The sequence below is a fragment of the Porphyrobacter sp. MBR-49 genome (assembly GCF_053628655.1).
In genome coordinates, this window is the sequence record NZ_JBRJGU010000008.1 from 1 (window position 1) to 20,772 (window position 20,772).

General features: G+C 60.0%; 14 protein-coding genes and 1 tRNA gene. 7 read left to right on the forward strand and 8 right to left on the reverse strand.

All coding sequences use genetic code 11. The features are described 5' to 3' along the window. Positions 1–930 (reverse strand): hypothetical protein (locus tag ACSSV3_RS11795; protein WP_354326123.1); only part of this gene is annotated, 930 nt, incomplete at its 3' end. A 460-nt stretch (positions 931–1,390) separates the two neighbouring features. Between ACSSV3_RS11795 and ACSSV3_RS11800 the strand changes: the two genes are divergently transcribed. Continuing rightward, a complete protein-coding gene (locus tag ACSSV3_RS11800) occupies positions 1,391–2,113 on the forward strand; it encodes a hypothetical protein (protein WP_354326125.1) in 723 nt (240 codons plus the stop codon). A gap of 298 nt (positions 2,114–2,411) precedes the next feature. After that, on the forward strand, positions 2,412–3,647 hold the full coding sequence (locus tag ACSSV3_RS11805) for a DNA cytosine methyltransferase (protein ID WP_354326127.1): 1,236 nt from the start codon (positions 2,412–2,414) through the stop codon (positions 3,645–3,647). Here ACSSV3_RS11805 and ACSSV3_RS11810 read toward each other — a convergent pair. The 6 genes from ACSSV3_RS11810 to rpoB all read right to left on the reverse strand — a co-directional run bounded on the left by ACSSV3_RS11810 (position 3,548) and on the right by rpoB (position 15,581). Beyond that, entirely contained in the window at positions 3,548–4,387 is an 840-nt protein-coding gene (locus ACSSV3_RS11810; protein WP_354326128.1) for an AIPR family protein, read from the reverse strand. The two genes, ACSSV3_RS11805 and ACSSV3_RS11810, sit on opposite strands and share 100 nt — an antisense overlap. A 185-nt stretch (positions 4,388–4,572) precedes the next feature. After that, positions 4,573–4,659: transfer RNA gene (locus tag ACSSV3_RS11815), tRNA-Leu, on the reverse strand. Between the two features lie 302 nt (positions 4,660–4,961). After that, complete coding sequence (gene gltX, locus ACSSV3_RS11820) at positions 4,962–6,332, reverse strand: glutamate--tRNA ligase (protein ID WP_354326129.1); 1,371 nt, start codon at positions 6,330–6,332, stop codon at positions 4,962–4,964. A 41-nt stretch (positions 6,333–6,373) separates the two neighbouring features. Beyond that, complete coding sequence (locus ACSSV3_RS11825; RefSeq protein ID WP_354326131.1) at positions 6,374–6,814, reverse strand: DNA-directed RNA polymerase subunit beta'; 441 nt, start codon at positions 6,812–6,814, stop codon at positions 6,374–6,376. Positions 6,815–7,004: 190 nt separating this feature from the next. Further along, positions 7,005–11,303, reverse strand: a complete 4,299-nt coding sequence (gene rpoC, locus ACSSV3_RS11830) for a DNA-directed RNA polymerase subunit beta' (protein ID WP_354326132.1) — start codon at positions 11,301–11,303, stop codon at positions 7,005–7,007. A gap of 78 nt (positions 11,304–11,381) precedes the next feature. Beyond that, the gene (rpoB, locus tag ACSSV3_RS11835; RefSeq protein WP_354326134.1) at positions 11,382–15,581 is read right to left on the reverse strand and encodes a DNA-directed RNA polymerase subunit beta; all 4,200 of its coding nucleotides are present in this window, start codon (positions 15,579–15,581) and stop codon (positions 11,382–11,384) included. Positions 15,582–16,165: 584 nt separating this feature from the next. On the opposite strand from rpoB, the gene ACSSV3_RS11840 reads away from it, so the two are divergent. The 5 genes from ACSSV3_RS11840 to ACSSV3_RS11860 all read left to right on the forward strand — a co-directional run bounded on the left by ACSSV3_RS11840 (position 16,166) and on the right by ACSSV3_RS11860 (position 19,885). Further along, the gene (locus ACSSV3_RS11840; RefSeq protein WP_354326136.1) at positions 16,166–16,708 is read left to right on the forward strand and encodes a DUF2975 domain-containing protein; all 543 of its coding nucleotides are present in this window, start codon (positions 16,166–16,168) and stop codon (positions 16,706–16,708) included. Beyond that, complete coding sequence (locus ACSSV3_RS11845) at positions 16,708–16,944, forward strand: helix-turn-helix domain-containing protein (protein ID WP_354326138.1); 237 nt, start codon at positions 16,708–16,710, stop codon at positions 16,942–16,944. The genes ACSSV3_RS11840 and ACSSV3_RS11845 overlap by 1 nt, the downstream gene beginning before the upstream one ends. A 407-nt stretch (positions 16,945–17,351) precedes the next feature. Beyond that, the gene (gene rplJ, locus ACSSV3_RS11850; RefSeq protein ID WP_354326140.1) at positions 17,352–17,864 is read left to right on the forward strand and encodes a 50S ribosomal protein L10; all 513 of its coding nucleotides are present in this window, start codon (positions 17,352–17,354) and stop codon (positions 17,862–17,864) included. An 80-nt stretch (positions 17,865–17,944) separates the two neighbouring features. Continuing rightward, entirely contained in the window at positions 17,945–18,316 is a 372-nt protein-coding gene (rplL, locus tag ACSSV3_RS11855) for a 50S ribosomal protein L7/L12 (protein ID WP_354326142.1), read from the forward strand. Positions 18,317–18,499: 183 nt separating this feature from the next. Continuing rightward, positions 18,500–19,885 (forward strand): MATE family efflux transporter, encoded by a 1,386-nt coding sequence (locus ACSSV3_RS11860; protein WP_354326144.1) that lies wholly within the window; start codon positions 18,500–18,502, stop codon positions 19,883–19,885. Here ACSSV3_RS11860 and ACSSV3_RS11865 read toward each other — a convergent pair. Further along, complete coding sequence (locus ACSSV3_RS11865; RefSeq protein ID WP_354326146.1) at positions 19,882–20,742, reverse strand: mechanosensitive ion channel family protein; 861 nt, start codon at positions 20,740–20,742, stop codon at positions 19,882–19,884. The genes ACSSV3_RS11860 and ACSSV3_RS11865 overlap by 4 nt on opposite strands. Positions 20,743–20,772 lie beyond the last annotated feature (30 nt).

The window sequence follows — 20,772 nt, forward strand, 5'->3', positions numbered from 1 at the left end:
CGGCACATCATCGATGATCCGCACATCAAGGCTGGCATTGGCATCGGAGCCATCGGTATCGGTGACCACCACGGTGAAGCTGTCGAACACGCTGTCCTCGCCTGCGGCGGGGTGCGCGGTGGTGTTGTTCAGCAGCGTGACGCTGTAATCAAATGTCGCGCCGATAACTGTCGTCCCGTTCGCAGCGAACACCGGCGTCCAGCCCGTGATAGTCACTGAGAATATCCCGTTATTTGCAATCTCGACCGGGCCAGCGAATGCTCCGCCGGCCACTACGTTCACGCCATTGACCTGAACGCTGGCGAGCCCATCAGGCGCATCGACCGAGAAGGTTCCGCCTTCGTTCAGCGAACCAATGCCGTCCGACCCGTTGGCCAGAGCGCCTTCGTCAAGCACCGCCTCGGGCGTATCGTTGTCCAGGCCGAATATCGTAACTTCGTCATCATCATCGGGCAACAGAGCCGGGATGACTTCTTCTTCAAGTTCGAGCCTGACGGGAAGTTCGGTATAGGGCAGCAGGTCTCCCAGATCGAAGGCAGCCTGAATGTCACCTGGATCTACTGCAAAGTTACCACCAGAACTGGGATTGGGGCCAGCGGCCGGTTCTGGTTCGTTCCCAACCAGCAGGGCCGCGACGTTGGCGGGTGGGATCGGCGTGCCGTCAACAATGATCTGCGGAACCAGAATGATGCCGTCCGGCACCACAATCCTTGATCCATCGGTCAAGACGATCACGAGGTCGGGGCCATCAGCCTCCAGCCGTTCGATCGTCTGCCCTTCATTGAGGACTACAACATTGCCTGCTGCGGCTTGAGTCAACTGATTGGCTTGCCGCGAGGATTGCAGTTGCAGGCTTGCGAGCGACGCTTGCGAAGACCCCTCGTCGACACTGTACGAATCGCCCTCAAAGGCGCCCAGTTCTTCGTTCATTCTTACCCCCTCTTGCGCCGTTTGGGACATGGTCCCAAGCGCTGGCAAAGCCACCGGCACACTTTACCCTACGGGGAATCCAAACAAGCCGATCCGCTTACGAAGATCGCTTGTGACCCGATACGGGATACGTGCGCCGCGACTCAGTTTGTTATGGTGCGATGTTAACTTGAATTTACAAACTGTAAACAAACTCGTCGGTTTCAGAACGCATGGTGTCCTGATTATGGACAGCCGCTCGGGGAGTGTAAACAAAGCCACCTCGGGCAGCCTGAATGCCAGCCAAAGCATTGAGATGATCAAAAAATGGCGTAATAACTGATACTAAAGAGAAGCGCTACGCTGGACAAATCGAACATCTTGGTTGAGGGAAAGCGAGCGTATGGTCAGTTATGCAGATGGGATTGCTTTCGGTGCTAGACGTTGAATTTGACGAAGGGTAAGCTGAAACAACGCTTGGGTGTTAACCATTCCGGCCGGAGCGAACCTGATTCGAACGGTCTGGATTGGGCCACGTTGGGAAAGAATGGCGGCTAAAAGTCAGCACAACAGCTACAGCTGGGATGAGGTCTTCATGGCCTTGCTGCTGATTGTGCTCATTCCCGTTATGCTGCTTGGGGCCAATATTGACCTTCGCTCACAAGTGGGACTGATGCTGCATCAGTTTTCCAGCTCGGACGGCATCCGGTTCAGGCTCGACGACCTCGATTTGGAACAGGCTGCGAAACAAGGCGACGCGACGGCGGCACGCGCAGTGTCGTTGGCCCCCGCCACACAAGAGCCGACGGGGCGCGATCCAGAAAAACCGATCAGCGGCTCTGAAGCGCTGCCAAAAACCGAAACTCGCCTGTTATCGCTGATGCCGGTCGATTTTTCCCTAGATGAACTGGACAGCCTGAAGCTTCGTCAACGGTCAGATGTTGACGGCCAACTCACCGTGAACAAGCCGATTTATGCTGGCACCGATCTCATCGGCAACATCGATATCACCATAGCGGGGGAGGGCAACTTGCTGCTCGATGCAGAAGCAGTCAGGACGATCATGGGACAGCAAGCCATCGGCAAAGCGCAGGCTTCGTCACGATTGCCAGATCAGGGACTGGTGAGTTTTGCGGCCTTGCGTGATTTGGGAGTTGATCTGCGCTATTTCCCGAATGAGGATATCATTAGGTTCAATCCCTGAAACGCAGCAGTTTTGGTCTGCTTCTTTGGAAGGAAACCGATCACGAACGGAACAGCCAAAAACCGCTGATTTCCAGGACTTTCCGGACATCTGTGGATGCATCCGGAAGAACAAATGGTGCCAGAAGAGGCACTCGAACGAAACCCTTATAGATCTAATTTAAAATCTAATTTGTAGGACTTGTAAGCTTTGAACCCCCAATGGAACCCCGGGACTTTTTTGTGAAGAAGGTTCGTGTCTCGGGCTAGGACTAGAGGGGCATTGGCTGGCATCATCACCGCTAACACATCCACAGGCAATGCCAACCACAGCGCTTCAACGGCATCAAGAATTCAGCTGCGGTTTCAGGACACACCTCGCAAGCAGGGGGCTGAGCGAATCCCTTGTGCGAAGCGGTGTCGAACCTCTGGCCATCTATCTGTTTTCCGAACTTCCTGTGACCCACAGAAGTCAGAAGTCTCCTATCCTTATCGGAGGACCACCCTGTCAGGCGTATTCGCTTGTCGGTCGAGCCCGGAACAAAGGGATCGGCGATTACGACGCCGCCTCCGATCACAGGCATTTTCTGTATCGCGAGTACATCAGGATCGTGGGCCTGACTCAACCGGTCGCCTTCGTCATGGAGAACGTCAAAGGGATGTTGTCTGCGAAGGTCAATGGTGTGCGGCTGATCGATCAGATCGTGACCGATCTCCGTGGTGCCGGTGGGACCCCGGACAGCTACGTTTTGATCCCCCTTGCCGGTGACGATCGGGACGGCGCCTCGGCTCACATCATCCGCAGCGAAAGTTTCGGAGTCCCGCAGTGCCGTCACCGTGTCATCTTCCTCGGCATCCGCAAAGACGTCTATCAGCGTTGCGAACGTGATCGCGTGGCCCCCATGAAGCTTCAGCCGGCCGAAAATCGGTTGACCGTTGAAGACGTACTGCACGGAATGCCCCGGCTTCGAAGTGGCATCAGCAGATCCTCTGATGCGGATGAAGCTTGGCGCAACATCGTGGAGCATGCCTACAGGGACGCAAGTGAAGCATGCCGTGTTGACGGAACATGGCTTTCTGAAGTCTCCAGCCGATTGACCGCACAGGCGGAAAGGCTTGTCGAGAGTGGCGAAGTCCCGCCTCGTATCAGCAGGCAGCTCGCGCCTCTCGCGAATAACGCACTGTCAGACTGGTTGATTGACGATTGTCTTCCGGTACTCCCGAACCATGAGAGTAGGGGGCACATGGCTGCAGACCTAGCTAGGTACGCATTCGCTTCCGTGTTCGCTGAGGTTTTCGGGCGATCCCCAAAAGCAGAAGACTTCCCACAAGCTCTCGCTCCCGAACACAGAAGTTGGACGAGCGGCAAGTTTGCCGACCGCTTCCGAGTGCAGATGTGGCATGCACCGTCAACGACAGTGACGAGCCACATTTCCAAGGACGGGCATTACTTCATTCATCCGGACCCGTCCCAGTGCCGAAGCCTGGCCGCTTCGGCAGCGAAAGTTAACGCCCTCTCAAGCATTGCCGGCACACGTTGGAGCCGCCACACCTGATCCAAGTCGAGAACCCGCTTCCTGAGCTGGGCGTCATGCACGACCTTGGAGAATGCGTATGTGACGATGTTCGCACGATATCCCCCGGCATACCAAGGCTGTTGAGGGACCAGTTTTTCCAAGCTGCGGAAGATGATGGCCTTGGCGACAAGCCACTTGAACCAGACTTCGTCGAACACCTCTGCATCACACCGCCCGGTCATGACACCATACCTGAATACCTGGCTGGCAAACGACCGAGCCCGCTTTGCGCTTTCGCGATAGCCTTTCCGCTCGATCTTCTTGAGCGTGGCTAGGAGCTCCTGCGGCTTGATCTCTGCTATCGGTCGCTTGCCTATGCCCTTGCGGAGAAGCTCCAAGTACCAGTGCAGCTTCTTCAATGTGGCCGGAGCAACTTCCTCAGCTTCACGCTTTGCAATGAACTCCTCGGCGATGTCCTCGAACAGGTTGCCCGCACTGAGTTGAGCTGCCAGCTTCTCGTCGCGTCGACGCTGGATCGGGTTTCCGCCTCGCATCATTTCGAGCTTCACCTCGTCACGACGGCTCCTGGCTTCTTTGAGCGTCATCTGCGGGTAGGTGCCGAAGGTGAGTCTTTGCTCTTTGCCGTGGATGGTGAGCTTGCAGATCCAACTCTTGGTTCCCGTAGGACGAACCAGCAGGCTAAGGCCGCCACTATCAGTCAGCTTATATTGCTTATCCGACGGAATTGCTTTGCGAATTTGCACATCAGTGAGAGCCATTGGGGGTCTCGCTTTCAGAAATCCTCGTTCTGCAGGCTGATTCTGGGGTTTGGACCCCTTCCTGAACCCCATGAAACCCCCGATTCTGGGCAAACATGGCTGAACGAGCGTGGACGTTTGAAGCAAGAATATGGCGGTTTTCCGCGGCTTTAGCAACCGCACACGTACATCTGTGTATAGGAAAATGGTGCCCAGAAGAGGACTCGAACCTCCACGCCCTTGCGAGCGCCAGCACCTGAAGCTGGTGCGTCTACCAATTCCGCCATCTGGGCACGGTTGCGACCGGTCATTGGTGCCGGAAGCTGGGTAGGGGCGGGCCAATAGCTGTGGGGAGGGGTGGCTGTCAACGCAATCCTCGCGCTTTTGCGTCGGTTCTTGTGGCGGCAGCTAAGGGTTGGCAAAATGCGGGGTGGTTTATGGGGCCACGAGGGGGTGCGGCCCCTGCATTTTCTTCGGACAGGGGCACTGCATCCACGATACCGTATCCCGCAGCTGGCGGGGCTGGCTGTGACTCTATTCCGGCACAGTTGAAACGGGGTTGCGGGCCAGACGCGGCACCGGCACTAAGGGTATTTCAACCAGCTGCCGATTGCAGCCTTCTGCGGGCCTCCGCCTCACCGATCAAGGGTAGCAGTTCGCCCATATCGGGGCCGTGATCCATGCCGGTTAACGCCTGCCGCAACGGCAGAAACAACGCCCGGCCCTTGCGCTGCGTGGCTTGCTTCAGCGCCGTGGTGAGCGCGGCCCAGGGGTTTTCGTCCCACGTCAGCAGCCGTGCGGCGTCGGCCAGAAAGGCTTTGTCCTCTGGTGTGAAATCTCCTTGGGTGATCGGGCCAGTCACCAGCCGCCACCATTCGCCCACCTCATCGACATGCGCCAGATTGGGCCGGATCGCATGCCACCCAGCCTCGTCCATGCCCTGCGGAAGCCGATGCTGAACCGCCGTATAGGGCAGTTGGTGGACGATCGCTGCGTTGAGACGATCGAGGTCTTCGTCGTCAAACTTGGCGGGCGCGCGGCCAAAGGTCGACAGGTCGAAACCGGCAATCAGCGCAGCCCGATCGGCAATGGGTTCAACCGGCTGCGACGTGCCGAGCCGCGCCAGCAATGCGATGATCGCTTCGGGTTCAATCCCGCGTTCGCGAAAGGCATCGCAGCCAAGCGAGCCGAGACGCTTCGACAACTTGCCTTCACGCCCCACCAGCAGCGCTTCATGCGCGAATTCCGGAACGCATTTTGCTGCACCATTTGCTGCAGCAAAGCCCGCAGCAATAAGTGCGGTAAATATCTGAATTTGCACTGCAGTATTGGAAACGTGGTCTTCGCCGCGCAGCACCTGCATAACGCCCATATCAATGTCGTCGACCGCGCTTGGCATCATATAGAGCCACGAACCATCGGCGCGGCGTATGACCGGATCGGATAGCTGCGCCGCATCGAACTTTTGCGGCCCGCGAATGGCATCATCCCATGCGATCGGCTCGGCGTGGTCGAGCAGGAAACGCCAGTGGGGGGCGATGCCTTCGGCGTGTTTGGCGGCGCGCTCATCGTCGGACAAATCCAGCGCGGCGCGATCATAGATCGGTGGCAACCCGCGTCCCAGCGCGATCTTGCGTTTCACTTCCAGTTCCTGCGCGCTTTCATAGCAGGCGTAGATCCGCCCGGCGGCCTGCAAAGCGGCAAAGGCTGCCTCGTAACGGTCTAACCGCAAGGATTGGCGCTCTTCGCGGTCCCAGTCGAGGCCTAGCCACGCCAGATCCGCGCGGATGGCGTCGACATAATCCTCCCGGCTGCGGGCAGCGTCGGTGTCGTCGATCCGCAAGATGAAGGTGCCCGACGATTGGCGCGCCAGCATCCAGTTATGCAGCGCGGTGCGGATATTGCCGACATGCAGGCGGCCAGTGGGCGACGGGGCGAAACGGGTGGTGGTGGGTGCAGTGGTCATGGCCGAAAGCGGTAAAGCGCACACCGCCCGCCCGCAAGCGTTCACACCATTCGCATCTCCGCCGCGACCAGCGCTAGCGCGCCTTCCCACAGGCGATGCATCCGGTCGGCCCGGATCAATCCCGTCAGCGCAGCTTCAAAGCCCACGCGGTCGCCCGCAGCAGCCGCATCCACAAACGCGCCAATGGTCGCCTCATCATGGCTGAGCAAGCCGCAGCAGAAACGCGAGGCCTGGATGTTTTCCGGCCAACTCGCAGCGATTTCCTGCGCCAGCATCAGCGCCTTTGCCGCCACGTCGACCCCCTGCAGGCGGATTGCCAATTCGGGCACCGGATCGCGCCCGATCCGATCGTGCAGCGCGATCAACCGCAATGCGTGGATGAAGCGGCTCGCAATCGGCCCCAGCGCGTCGGCCCGCGGTGGCTGCGCCAAAGCGGCAATGATGGTGCGCGCGGTGGCGGTGGGGGTGTGGGGCCGGGACATGGAGCCTCGCTTGTGCTACGTGTGAATTGATGACCGCATAGCTAGCTTAATTGCGAGTGCGTTGCAATAGCATTATATGCCCTGAGCGCGGCCCGCTGCGCACATTGGCAAAGATACTGGCAAAGAAAAGCCCCGCCGGAGCATTGGCTCCAGCGGGGCAATTCATGGATCGCAATAACGCTGGGGTGGATTACTCCTCGCCAGCGTCCTCGATATCCGATGCGGGGGCCGCACCGGCCATCGCCGCCATCGCTGCCTTCATCTTCTCTTCCGAGCCAACTGCGTCCGCTGCGGGTTCAGCTTCGCGCTGGCCGCTGGCGGCGAGCGCATCCTGCTGCTTTTTCCACGCAGCCTTCAGCGCAGCGTCGCGGCTGTTGGCGGTCACGCGCAACCTGTTCATGCCCGCGCCGGTACCGGCGGGGATGAGGCGGCCAACGATGACGTTTTCCTTCAGCCCGACCAGCGTGTCCTTCTTCCCTTCAACCGCCGCCTGCGTCAGCACACGGGTGGTTTCCTGGAACGAGGCCGCCGAGATGAAGCTGCGGGTCTGCAGACTTGCCTTGGTGATCCCGAGCAGGATCGGCACCCCTTCAGCGGGCTGCTTACCCTTGCCCAGCTTGGCATTATATTCCAGCATTTCCGCCAGATCGAGCTGTTCACCCGGCAGCAGGGTGGTATCGCCGCCATTGGTGATTTCAACCTTTTGCAGCATCTGGCGAACGATCACCTCGATGTGCTTGTCGTTGATCTTCACGCCCTGAAGCCGGTACACTTCCTGGATTTCGTCGACCATGTATTCGGACAAGGCCTCGACACCCATCACCTCAAGGATATCATGCGGGTTGGGCGATCCGGAAACAAGGGTGTCCCCCTTCTTCACGTAGTCGCCTTCCTGCACATCAATCACCTTGGTCTTGGCGATCAGGTATTCCACTGGATCCCCTTCCTCGGGGATGATTGCGATCTTGCGTTTCGCCTTGTATTCACGGACGAATTCGATCCGGCCGGAAATCTTGGCGATCACCGAAACGTCCTTGGGCATACGCGCTTCGAACAGTTCGGCCACACGCGGCAGACCGCCGGTGATGTCGCGGGTCTTGGCGGCTTCGCGGCTGGCGCGGGCGACGATGTCGCCGGCTTCAACCGTCTGGCCATCCTCGACCGAAAGCGTGGTGCCCGGAGCCAGCATATAACGCGCCGCTTCGGTCTCGCCCTCGCCTTCGGCAAGCAAGGTCATACGCGGACGCAGGTCTTCCTTCTTCTTGCGTCCCGTAGCGCGGTTTTCTGTCACCACGCGCTGGGCAATGCCGGTGGCATCATCAAGCTGTTCTTCGAGCGTGATGCCTTCGATCAAGTCCTGATACTTCACCACGCCCGATTGTTCGGTGATGATCGGCAGGGTGAACGGATCCCACTCGGCAATCCGATCACCGATCTTCACATGGTCGCCATGCTTGAACATCAGCACCGTACCATAGGGCACCTTGTGCATCTCGCGCTCGCGCCCTTCGGCATCGATCACCGCGATTTCACCATTGCGGGCCAAGCTGAGGATGCGGCCGCGTTTGTCGCTGATGGTCGGCATGTCACGGAATTCGACGCGGCCTTCCGAAATCGCCTCAAGATGGCTGGTTTCGTTGATCTGCGCCGCGCCGCCGATGTGGAACGTCCGCATCGTCAGCTGCGTGCCGGGTTCACCGATCGATTGCGCCGCGATAACACCGACGGCTTCACCGATATTGACCGGGGTGCCGCGGGCAAGGTCACGGCCATAACAGCTCGCGCACACGCCCTGTTCTGCCTGGCACACCAGCGGAGAACGGATCTTCGCCGACTGAACTTCAGCCGCCTCGATATCCACCACCATTGCTTCGTCAAGCAGGGTGCCTGACTTGACGATGACTTCGCCGGTTGCAGCGTTGAGGACATCTTCCGCCACGGTGCGGCCCAGAATGCGCTCACCCAGCGACGCGATCACGCTGCCGCCCTGCACGATAGCGCGCATTTCGAGCGCGTTTTCGGTCTTGCAGTCTTCTTCGGTGATGACGCAATCCTGCGACACATCGACCAGACGGCGGGTGAGGTAGCCCGAGTTCGCCGTCTTCAACGCCGTATCCGCGAGGCCCTTGCGCGCGCCGTGGGTGGAGTTGAAGTATTCAAGAACGGTCAGACCTTCCTTGAAGTTCGAAATGATCGGGGTTTCGATGATCTCGCCCGAAGGCTTGGCCATCAGCCCGCGCATCCCGGCCAGCTGCTTCATCTGCGCCGGCGAACCACGCGCGCCGGAGTGGCTCATCATGTAGATCGAGTTGATCTGCGCTTCCTTGCCGTCCGCGTCGATCGGGGTTGCCTTGATCTCGGCCATCATCGCGTCGGCAACCATGTCACCGCACTTCGACCAGGCGTCGATAACCTTGTTGTATTTTTCCTGCTGGGTGATCAGACCGTCCTGATATTGCTGTTCATACCCAGCCACCAGTTCCTTGGTCTCATCCACCATCTTCACCTTGGCGTCGGGGATGATCATGTCATCCTTGCCAAAGCTGATCCCGGCCTTGAACGCGTAGCGGAAGCCGAGGCTCATGATCGCGTCGGCGAACAGCACCGTGTCCTTCTGGCCGGTGTGGCGATACACCTGATCGATCACGTCGGCGATTTCCCGCTTGGTCAGCAGGCGGTTGATGATGTCGAACGGCACCTTGTGGTTTTGGGGCAGACATTCGCCAATCAGCATCCGGCCCGGCGTCGTTTCAAACCGCTGCATCGCCACCTTGCCATGTTCATCGGCCTGCGGAACGCGGGCGATGATCTTGGTGTGGAGCGTGACCGCCTTGGTTTCCAGCGCCTGATGCACTTCGGCCATGTCGGAGAAACGCTGGAGCCGCTCGACCTTGGTGCCATCGGCGTTTTCGAGGTATTCAGGGTGCTTTTCCTGCCGCTCCATCGAAAGGTAGTAGATCCCCAGAACCATGTCCTGCGACGGCACGATGATCGGCTTGCCGTTGGCGGGCGAAAGGATGTTGTTCGTGCTCATCATCAGCACGCGCGCTTCCAGCTGGGCTTCGAGCGAAAGCGGCACGTGGACGGCCATCTGGTCGCCGTCAAAGTCGGCGTTGAAGGCTGCACACACTAGCGGGTGCAACTGGATCGCCTTGCCTTCGATCAGCACGGGTTCAAACGCCTGGATGCCCAAGCGGTGCAGCGTCGGCGCACGGTTGAGCATGACGGGGTGTTCGCGGATCACTTCGTCAAGGATGTCCCAGACTTCCTTGCGTTCCTTTTCGACCCACTTCTTGGCCTGCTTCAAGGTCATCGACAGGCCCTTGGCATCGAGCCGCGCGTAGATGAACGGCTTGAACAGTTCGAGCGCCATCTTCTTGGGCAAGCCGCACTGGTGCAGCTTCAGTTCCGGCCCGGTAACGATCACCGAACGGCCCGAATAATCGACACGCTTACCAAGCAGGTTCTGGCGGAAGCGGCCCTGCTTGCCCTTGAGCATATCAGACAGCGATTTCAGCGGGCGCTTGTTGGTGCCGGTGATGACGCGGCCACGGCGGCCATTGTCGAACAGCGCATCGACCGCTTCCTGCAACATCCGCTTTTCATTGCGCACGATGATGTCCGGCGCGCGCAGTTCAATCAGGCGCTTCAGACGGTTGTTGCGGTTGATGACGCGGCGATAGAGGTCATTGAGATCCGAGGTCGCAAAGCGGCCGCCATCCAGCGGCACCAGCGGGCGCAGTTCGGGCGGGATGACCGGGATCACTTCCAAGATCATCCATTCGGGGCGGTTGCCCGAATCGATGAAGCTTTCGACCACTTTCAGCCGCTTGATGATCTTCTTGGGCTTGAGCAGCGACTTGGTGGTGGCGAGCTCCTCCATCAACGCATCACGCTCGGCCTCAAGGTCGAGCTGGATCAGCATGGTGCGCACGGCTTCCGCGCCGATATCGGCGGTGAAGGCGTCTTCGCCATATTCGTCCTGCGCTTCGAGCAGTTCGTCTTCGGTCATCAGCTGGAATTTCTCCAGCGGGGTGAGGCCCGGTTCGGTGACGATGTAGCTTTCGAAATAGAGCACGCGCTCAAGCTGCTTCAACTGCATGTCGAGCAGCAGGCCGATGCGGCTCGGCAGCGATTTCAGGAACCAGATATGCGCAACCGGCGCGGCCAGTTCGATGTGGCCCATGCGTTCGCGGCGCACCTTGGTCACGGTGACTTCAACGCCGCACTTTTCGCAAACGACGCCCTTGTACTTCATGCGCTTGTACTTGCCGCACAGGCATTCGTAATCCTTCACGGGGCCGAAGATGCGCGCGCAGAACAACCCGTCACGTTCGGGCTTGAACGTGCGGTAGTTGATGGTTTCGGGCTTCTTGATCTCACCATAGGACCACGAGCGAATCCGCTCGGGGCTGGCGATGCCGATCTGGATCTGGTCAAAGGTTTCAGGCTTGGCCAGCTGGTTGGAGAATTTGCTAAGATCGTTCATGACTGTGTTCCCTTAGGGGGATAAAACTCGAAGGCGGATGGCGCGGGGCCGAAGGGGCGGGGGCAAAACCCCCGCGCCCTATTCCGCTGCAATCGCGCTGTAATCGGTCTGGTCGGCGTCATCTTCGTCGAGGATCGACTTCAGTTCGACGTTCAGACCCAGCGAGCGCATTTCCTTCACGAGAACGTTGAAGCTCTCGGGAATGCCGGCCTCGAAGGTATCGTCACCCTTGACGATCGCTTCGTAAACCTTGGTGCGCCCGACCACGTCATCGGACTTCACCGTCAGCATTTCCTGCAAGGTATAGGCCGCGCCGTAGGCTTGCAGCGCCCAGACTTCCATTTCGCCGAAGCGCTGGCCGCCGAACTGCGCCTTGCCGCCCAGCGGCTGCTGGGTGACGAGGCTGTAGGGCCCGATCGAACGCGCGTGGATCTTGTCGTCGACCAAGTGGTGCAGTTTGAGCATATAGATGATGCCCACCGTCACCTTGCGGTCAAACGCATCGCCCGTGCGGCCATCATACAGCACCGACTGGCCCGAGGAATCGATCCCGGCCTTGATCAGCATTTCCGACACGTCGGGTTCACGCGCGCCGTCAAACACCGGCGTTCCCATCGGCACGCCTGCGGAAACATTGGTGGCGAGTTCGACAATGCTGGCGGTCGAACGGCTTTCGAGGTCTTCGAAATATTGTTCGCCGTAAACATCCTTCAACCGTTCCATCACGGCTTCGGGCGGTTTCACATTGGCATAGTCTTCGGCCGCGTGGGGATTGGCGCGTTTCCACTCTTCGAGCTTGTCCGCGATATCCATGCCGAGCGCCCGCGCGGCAAAGCCGAGATGGGTTTCAAAGATCTGCCCGACATTCATGCGCGATGGCACGCCCAGCGGATTGAGCACGATATCAACCGGCGTCCCATCGGCGAGGAACGGCATATCCTCGACCGGCAGGATGCGGCTGACCACGCCCTTGTTGCCGTGGCGCCCGGCCATCTTATCGCCGGGCTGCATCTTGCGTTTGATCGCCACGAACACCTTGACCATCTTGAGCACGCCCGGTGCCAGATCATCGCCGCGTTCCAGCTTTTCCTTGCGGTCGGCAAACTTGGCATCGATCAGCGCGGCAGCTTCGTCGTACTGCGCTTTGATCGCTTCGATCTGTGACTGGCGGCCATCATCGGCCACTGCGAATTTGAACCATTCGTAGCGGTCGATCTGGTCGAGCATCTCTGCGGTGATCTCGGCGCCTTTCTTGATGCCTTTGGGCGCGGCGCTTGCCACCTGACCCAGCAGCATGTCGTGCAGGCGATTATAGGTCGCGCGGTTGAGGATGTTGCGTTCATCCGCGCAATCCTTGCGCAGATGTTCGATTTCCTCGTTCTGGATCGCACGGGTACGATCATCGATTTCGATCCCGTGGCGGTTGAACACCCGAACTTCCACGATCGTGCCCGCCACGCCCGGCGGCAGCCGCAGCGATGTATCGCGCACGTCAGACGCCTTTTCACCGAAGATGGCGCGCAGCAGCTTTTCTTCCGGCGTCATCGGGCTTTCACCCTTGGGCGTGATCTTGCCGACCAGAATATCGCCCGGATGCACTTCTGCCCCGACATAGACGATCCCGGCTTCGTCGAGGTTGCGCAGCGCTTCCTCACCGACATTGGGAATGTCGCGGGTGATGTCTTCCGGCCCCAGTTTGGTATCGCGGGCCATGACTTCGAATTCCTCGATATGGATCGAGGTGAACACGTCATCTTTCACGATCCGTTCCGAAAGCAGGATCGAATCTTCGTAGTTGTAGCCATTCCACGGCATGAACGCGACGAGGCTGTTGCGCCCCAGCGCCAGTTCACCCAGATCGGTCGACGGGCCATCGGCGATAATATCGCCCTGCTCGATCACTTCACCCACCTTCACCAGCGGCCGCTGATTGATGCAGGTGTTCTGGTTCGACCGCTGGAACTTTTGCAGCGTGTAGATGTCGACGCCCGATTGACCCGGCTCGACATCGCCGATCGCGCGGATCACGATGCGGGTGGCGTCGACCTGATCGACGATCCCGCCGCGCTTGGCTGCAATCGCCGCGCCCGAATCGCGCGCCACGGTTTCTTCCATCCCGGTGCCGACCCACGGGGCTTCGGCCTTGACCAGCGGCACCGCCTGGCGCTGCATGTTCGATCCCATCAACGCGCGGTTGGCGTCATCGTTTTCCAGGAACGGGATCAGCGATGCAGCCACCGAAACCAGCTGTTTCGGGGACACATCCATCAGCGTAACGTGTTCACGCGGCGCCATCAGGTTGTCGCCATTGTGACGCGCGGAAACCAGTTCTTCGACAAAGCTGCCGTCGTCGTTCAGTTCGGCGGAAGCCTGCGCAACCGTGTGCTTCTGCTCCTCCATCGCGGAGAGGTAGATCACGTCGGCGGTCACCTTGCCGTCGATCACCTTGCGATAAGGGGTTTCGATGAAGCCGTATTTGTTGACTCGGCTGAACGAAGCCAGCGAGTTGATCAGACCGATGTTCGGGCCTTCGGGCGTTTCAATCGGGCAGATCCGGCCATAATGGGTCGGGTGAACGTCGCGCACTTCAAAACCTGCGCGTTCGCGGGTCAAACCGCCCGGGCCCAAAGCCGAAACGCGGCGTTTGTGGGTGACTTCGCCCAGCGGGTTGGTCTGATCCATGAACTGCGACAGCTGTGATGAGCCGAAGAATTCACGCACCGCGGCCACGGCGGGCTTGGCGTTGATCAGGTCATTGGGCATCACGGTCGAGACATCGACCGACGACATCCGTTCCTTGACCGCGCGCTCCATGCGTAGCAGGCCGACGCGGTACTGGTTTTCCAGCAACTCGCCCACCGAACGCACCCGGCGGTTGCCGAGGTTGTCGATATCATCGACGTCGCCCTTGCCGTCTTTCAGGCCGACCAGTTCCTTGACCACCGCCAGGATATCTTCCTTGCGCAGCGTGGTCACGGTGTCTTCGGCATCAAGCCCAAGCCGCATGTTGAGTTTGACGCGGCCCACAGCCGACAGGTCATAGCGTTCGGCATCGAAGAACAGGCCTTCGAACAATGCCTCGGCAGTTTCCTTCGTCGGCGGTTCGCCCGGACGCATCACCTTGTAGATCGATTCGAGGCCCTCATCACGGTTTTCGGCCTTGTCGACCTTGAGCGTGTTGCGGATCCACGGGCCGGTGTTGATTTCATCGATGTCGAGCAGTTCGAGCCGGTCAATCCCGGCCTTGTCGAAAGCCTCGACATGTTCGAGCGTCAATTCGTCACCGGCTTCGATATAGATGCGGCCCGTGCCTTCATCGATGATGTCGCGCGCGGCATAGCGGCTGACGACTTCCTCGGTCGGCAACAGCAGATCAGCGAGGCCATCCTTGGCCGCCTTGTTGGCAGCGCGCGGGGAAATCTTCTGCCCGGCGGGGAACACTTCTTCGCCGGTGGCGGCGTCGATCAGCGGGAAGGTCGGCTTGGACCCGCGCCATTGTTCGGCCACGAACGGGATCTTCCACCCGTCTTTCGCGCGGTCCCAAACGACCGTGTCATAGAAATGCTGCAGGATGTCTTCGGCATCAAGGCCGAGCGCATAAAGCAGCGCGGTGACCGGCAGCTTGCGCTTGCGGTCGATGCGGACGTTGACGATGTCCTTGGCGTCGAATTCGAAATCGAGCCACGACCCGCGATAGGGGATCACGCGGGCAGCAAACAGCAGCTTGCCCGACGAATGGGTTTTGCCGCGATCATGATCGAACAGCACGCCCGGCGAACGGTGCATCTGCGATACGATCACGCGTTCGGTGCCGTTGACGATAAAGGTGCCGTTATCGGTCATGAGCGGCATGTCGCCCATGTAAACGTCCTGCTCCTTGATATCGAGCACCGAGCGGGTTTCGGTTTCCTGATCCACTTCGAACACGATCAGGCGCAGCGTCACCTTCATCGGCGCGGCATAGGTGATCCCGCGCTGACGGCATTCGGTGGTGTCGTATTTGGGTTCTTCGAGTTCGTAATGCACGAAATCAAGCTCGGCAGTGCCGGCGAAATCGCGGATCGGGAACACGGAACGCAGGGTCTTTTCGAGGCCGGAGACATAGCCCGTCGCCTTGTCAGACCGCAGGAACTGTTCGTAGCTTTCGCGCTGCACCTCGATCAGGTTCGGCATCTGCACGACTTCGTGGATGTCGCCGAAAATCTTGCGGATGCGCTTTTTCGCGGTGCCCTCGGCCTTGCGGCTGCGGGTGACGGGCGTCTTCGCCTTGGTTGCCATGGAGGAGATGTGCCTCTTTGATTGGGCCGCGCGAAGCTTATCCGCGCGGACAGGAAAATATCGTGTCGTTCCGCGCGAATGGGTGCCGATTGCGACGCGCAAGCGCTGCGTGCCCTGCACCACTCTTGGAAGAATGATACTGGCAGCAGCCGTTCAACATGCGTCGCGAAAATGGCGTGTCGCCGCTTCCATTCCCAGACCGATACCCGCGCATGAATCAGTCCTGCTCGAAGCGAGCGAGAAAGCGCCATGTAGGATTACCCCCCGCGCCTGTCAACGCTGCGCGGGAATGATCGCGCCGAGTTTGACGGGTTTACCGAAAAACAACGCCTGAAATATCGTTTTTCAATATTATTGATTGACGATAAGCCGCGAATCGGGTTAGAGGGATTTTATCGACATACGATGTGAACATTAAAGGAAATCGATATGAACCATGTTTTCAATCACACGCTTGCTGTTGTTGCCGCCTGCGTCCTCGCCTTTGGATCAATCGGTGCAATCGTTGCCGTGCCCCCTATGCAGACTCACGTCCCGCACGCCGCTTTTGAAATCGCATGATTGACCCACTCCAACCGGGGATAATGACCATGGGCAACCACCGCTACCAACCCAACGACCCTTTGCTGATCATCGCCAAGGCAATTATCTGGCTGATCGTTGGGGTGCTGGCCTTTGCCGGGATCATCGTTGTGATCTGCATTCCCGGCGTTTTAATCTTCGGCGCCGAATTCGTGGATGCGCCCGAGATCGCACCGCTTACAGTCGACATACGGGCACTGATCGCGCTGCTGCTCGCGGGTGTGGCAGCCCTGTTGTATCTCGCGTGGCGCTTCTTCCAATCCATGCTGGCAATCGTCCGCAGTGTTGGCGAAGGCGACCCGTTCATACCCGCCAATGCTGATCGGCTGACAGCGATGGGCTGGATCATGCTGGCCATCAATATTGCCGCCATCCCGCTTGCGATTCTTGGCACCTATATTGCCAGCATTGCCGGGGAAGATGCGATTTCGGTGGACGCAGGTGTTGATTTTGGCGGCATCGTTCTCGTCCTCACGCTGTTCATCCTCGCCCGCGTCTTCCGCCACGGCACTGCAATGCGCGCCGATCTGGAGGGAACCGTCTGATGCCCCCGATCAACGATGACATCGAAGGAACCCGGATCATGGTGAAACTCGACGACCTGCTTCACGCGCGCCGCATGACCCTGACAGATCTGGCCGAACGCGTGGGCCTGACGCTCGCCAACCTCTCGATCCTCAAGACCGGCAAGGCCAAGGCGATCCGTTTTTCCACCCTCGCTGCGATCTGCCGCGAACTGGAATGCCAGCCGGGCGATCTTCTCGCCTATGAAGGGGAGTAGCGAAACCATGTGAGTCCCCGCGAAGGCGGGGATCTCGGACGGGATGGCGCTACATCGACTGAGACCCCCGCCTGCGCGGGGGCTCACACGTTGGAGATCGGGCTCTCACGCTTTTGATTGACTCTGCGCCCCCCGTCGCTAATGGCCCTGCCGACCCTTTCGGGGGTCATCCGTCCGAGACAGTTGGTGAAGGCAATTGAGCCTTCTTAATTTCCAGCCTAGACGGGGAAACGAGATTCCGGCGATTTTGCGCAAGCAATCGCCCGCGTGCTGGCCATGATGCTGGCGCACACCCTCCTTCCCTTTCGACGGACTCGCCCGTGTTCGGAGCCTCGGCTCCGCGTGCGGACAAACGTAGCCGATCGTCCGGGAGCCATCCCGAACGGTCAAATGTGAAGGAGTATGGCATGGATCGTTCGCAGAAAGCCGACGCGGTTGCCCAGCTCAATGCGGTCTTCAACGAGGTCAGCGTGGTGGTCGTCACCCGCAATCTCGGCATGACGGTGGCTCAGTCCACCGACTTGCGCACGAAGATGCGCGATGCTGGTGCATCCTATAAGGTTGCGAAGAATCGTCTCGCCAAGCTCGCCCTTGAAAACACCGACTATGTCGGGCTGGATGATATGTTCACCGGCCCGGTCGGGCTGGCCTGGTCGAAAGACCCGGTCGCGGCTGCAAAGGCCGCTGTCGATTTCGCCAAGACGAACGACAAGCTTGAAATCGTCGGCGGTTCGATGGGTTCGGTGGTGCTCGATGAAGCCGGGATCAGGGCGCTTGCCTCGATGCCGAGCCTCGACGAGCTGCGCGCCAAGCTCATCGGTCTGGTCAACGCCCCGGCGACGAAAATCGCTCAGGTCGTTACCGCGCCCGCCGCGAAGGTCGCCCGTGTTTTCGCCGCCTATGCGGACAAGGCAGCCTAAGAGACGTTTTTCGTCAGACGACACAATCTTGGGGTTATGGACATGGTGTCCGGCCCCGCCAAAATTTGGAGTGAACCATCATGGCTGATATTGCCAAGCTTGTAGAAGAACTTTCGAAGCTGACCGTGCTTGAGGCAGCTGATCTTGCCAAGGCGCTCGAAGAAGCATGGGGCGTTAGCGCCGCTGCTGCGGTTGCGGTTGCCGCCGGCCCGGCCGCTGCTGCCGAAGCTGTCGAAGAGCAGACCGAATTCGATGTTATCCTGACCGGCGACGGCGGGAAGAAGATTCAGGTCATCAAGGAAGTCCGCGCCATCACTGGTCTGGGCCTGACCGAAGCCAAGACCCTTGTGGAATCGGCTCCGAAGGCGATCAAGGAAGGCATCAACAAGGCCGAAGCCGAAGAGATCAAGAAGAAGATCGAAGAAGCCGGCGGCACTGTCGAGCTCAAGTAAGCTTTCGCTTAAGTTTTGCGGGTGTCTTGAAGCACTCGCAGATGGGAGGGCGGCGCCAGCGATGGTGCCGCCCTTTTTGCATCTCCACCGGCCTTTTCCGCCCTGCGCCCGCTTTGGTGCTTTCCCCGAATCGCGGCTGCGCCTATCGGGGCCGGCTGCCTTTCGGCGGGCACCGGAACGATCATGCAACAGGCCATACCCCTCAACACGCCCACCTGGGGCCAGGAACTGCGCGCCACGCTGGGGCTGGCGGGGCCGTTGGCGGCTGCCAATCTGCTGCAAATGCTGACCTATGCGGTCGACGTGATCTTCATCGCCCGGCTGGGTGAGGAGGAACTGGCTGGATCGGCGCTGGCGGTGTCGCTGTTCGGGCTGGTGCTGTGGGCGCTGACCGGATTGATCGGTGCAGTCGCGCCGCTGATTGCCGAATCGGTCGGCGCACGCGCGCCTGCACTGCGCCCGGTGCGGCGCTCGGTGCGGATGGCATTATGGCTTGCGGTGATCGCCGGGATTGGCGGGATGGGGCTGTGCCTGCTGCTTGATCCGATCATGCGTGTGTCGGGCCAGCAGGCGGGCATTATGGCGCTCGCCAACCAGTATAATAACGTGGTCGTGTTTTCGATGGTGCCGATGCTGCTGGCGGCGGTGCTGCGCAATTTCGTGTCGGCGCTGGGCCGCCCGATCTTTGCCACCGCGATCACCGGGCTAGGCATTTTCGTCAACGCGCTGGCCAATTACGCCTTTATTTACGGCAACCTCGGCGCGCCGGAAATGGGGCTGGCCGGGGCCGCCGTGGCCACGATCATCACCGCGTTCTTCACGCTGGGCACCTATATTGCCGCGATCCGGTTTGACCGGCGGCTGCACCGCTATCACGTGTTGGGCAGGATCTGGTCGCCCGATTGGGCGCGGCTGAAGCAGATTGTCCGGATCGGCACCCCGATTGCACTGACGATCACCGCCGAGGCAGGCATTTTCGGGGCGGCAGCGTTTCTGATGGGGCGGTTCGGCGCGGCAGAACTGGCGGGGCATACCGTGGCGTTGCAACTGGCGGCGATGGCGTTTCAGGTGCCGTTCGGGGTCGGACAGGCCGCGGCCATCCGGGTCGGCTATTTCTATGGTGCGCGCGATCCGGTGGGCGTGGCGCGGGCTGGCTGGGTGGCGCTGGGGATCGGCACGGGGTTCATGGTGTTGACCGCGGGCGCGATGGTTGCATTCCCCGAATTGCTGCTGACGATCTATGTCGATCCCGCCGCGCCGGCCAATGCCGCGCTGGTTGGTTTCGCGCTGCAATACCTGGTGCTGGCGGCGATATTCCAGCTGGCGGACGGGGTGCAGGCGGTGGCGGCTGGCGCGCTCAGGGGATTGCAGGACACCCGCGTGCCGATGTGGATCGCGATCTTCAGCTATTGGGTGCCGGGCATCGGCATGTCGGTCGGCCTCGGCTTTTTCACGCCACTGCAAGGCACCGGCGTGTGGATCGGGCTGGCCACCGGGCTGTTCTTTGCCGCCGCGCTGCTGATCTGGCGCTGGTATCGGCGCGAAGCGCTGGGCCTGACCGCGCGTTAAGCACTCGCGACGATGGTTCGCACTTCGCGCTGCGGGAAGGGAATGGTGATTCCCACTTCGCCAAAGCGGGTCTTGGCCGCCTCGGTCAACGCCCATGACAGCGCGAGGTAATCATCGGTCGCGCACCACACCCGCAGCCCGATCGTGACCGCGCTATCGGCCAAGGCGGATACAAACGCCACCGGTTCGGGATCATCCAACACCCGGTCATCGGCCGCCGCCAGTGCCAGCAATTCCGCGCGCGCCTGTTCGATATTGTCTGAATAGCCAATGCCGATCAGCAGTTCGAACCGGCGGGTCGGCATCCGGGTAAAGTTGACGATCGGCTTGTTCCACAATTCATTGTTGGGAACCATTACATACAGCCCGTCATACTGGAGGATTTCGGTGGTAAACAGGCCAATCGCCTGAACCGTGCCGGTGACGGTGCCCGCACTAATCGCCTCCCCCACCCGGAACGGGCGCTGGATCAGGATCATCACCCCCGCCGCGACATTGCTGAGCGTGCCTTGCAGCGCGAGGCCGACCGCCAGTGCCAGACCGCCAAGCGCGGCGATGATGCTGGTGGTTCTCACCCCGAACTGGGTCAGCACCGTGACGGCCACCACCACCCACAGCACATATTTGATGATGTTGCTGAGGAATTTGGCGACCGTCGGCTCGATCCGGTCGGATCGGGTCAGCGCGCGGTCAGCCGCCTTTGACAGCAACCGGGCAAGGATCACCCCGATCACCAATACCGCAATTGCCCCGGCTAATTGCGGGATGCTTTCGCGCAGCCAGACCAGCGCCTGCGCGGCGATATCAAACTCGTTTGCGAGTTTCGCGTTGAGATTGGCGAGCTTCGGACTGGTCATCGGGGGAATGGCTCCATCGGATGGGCCGCG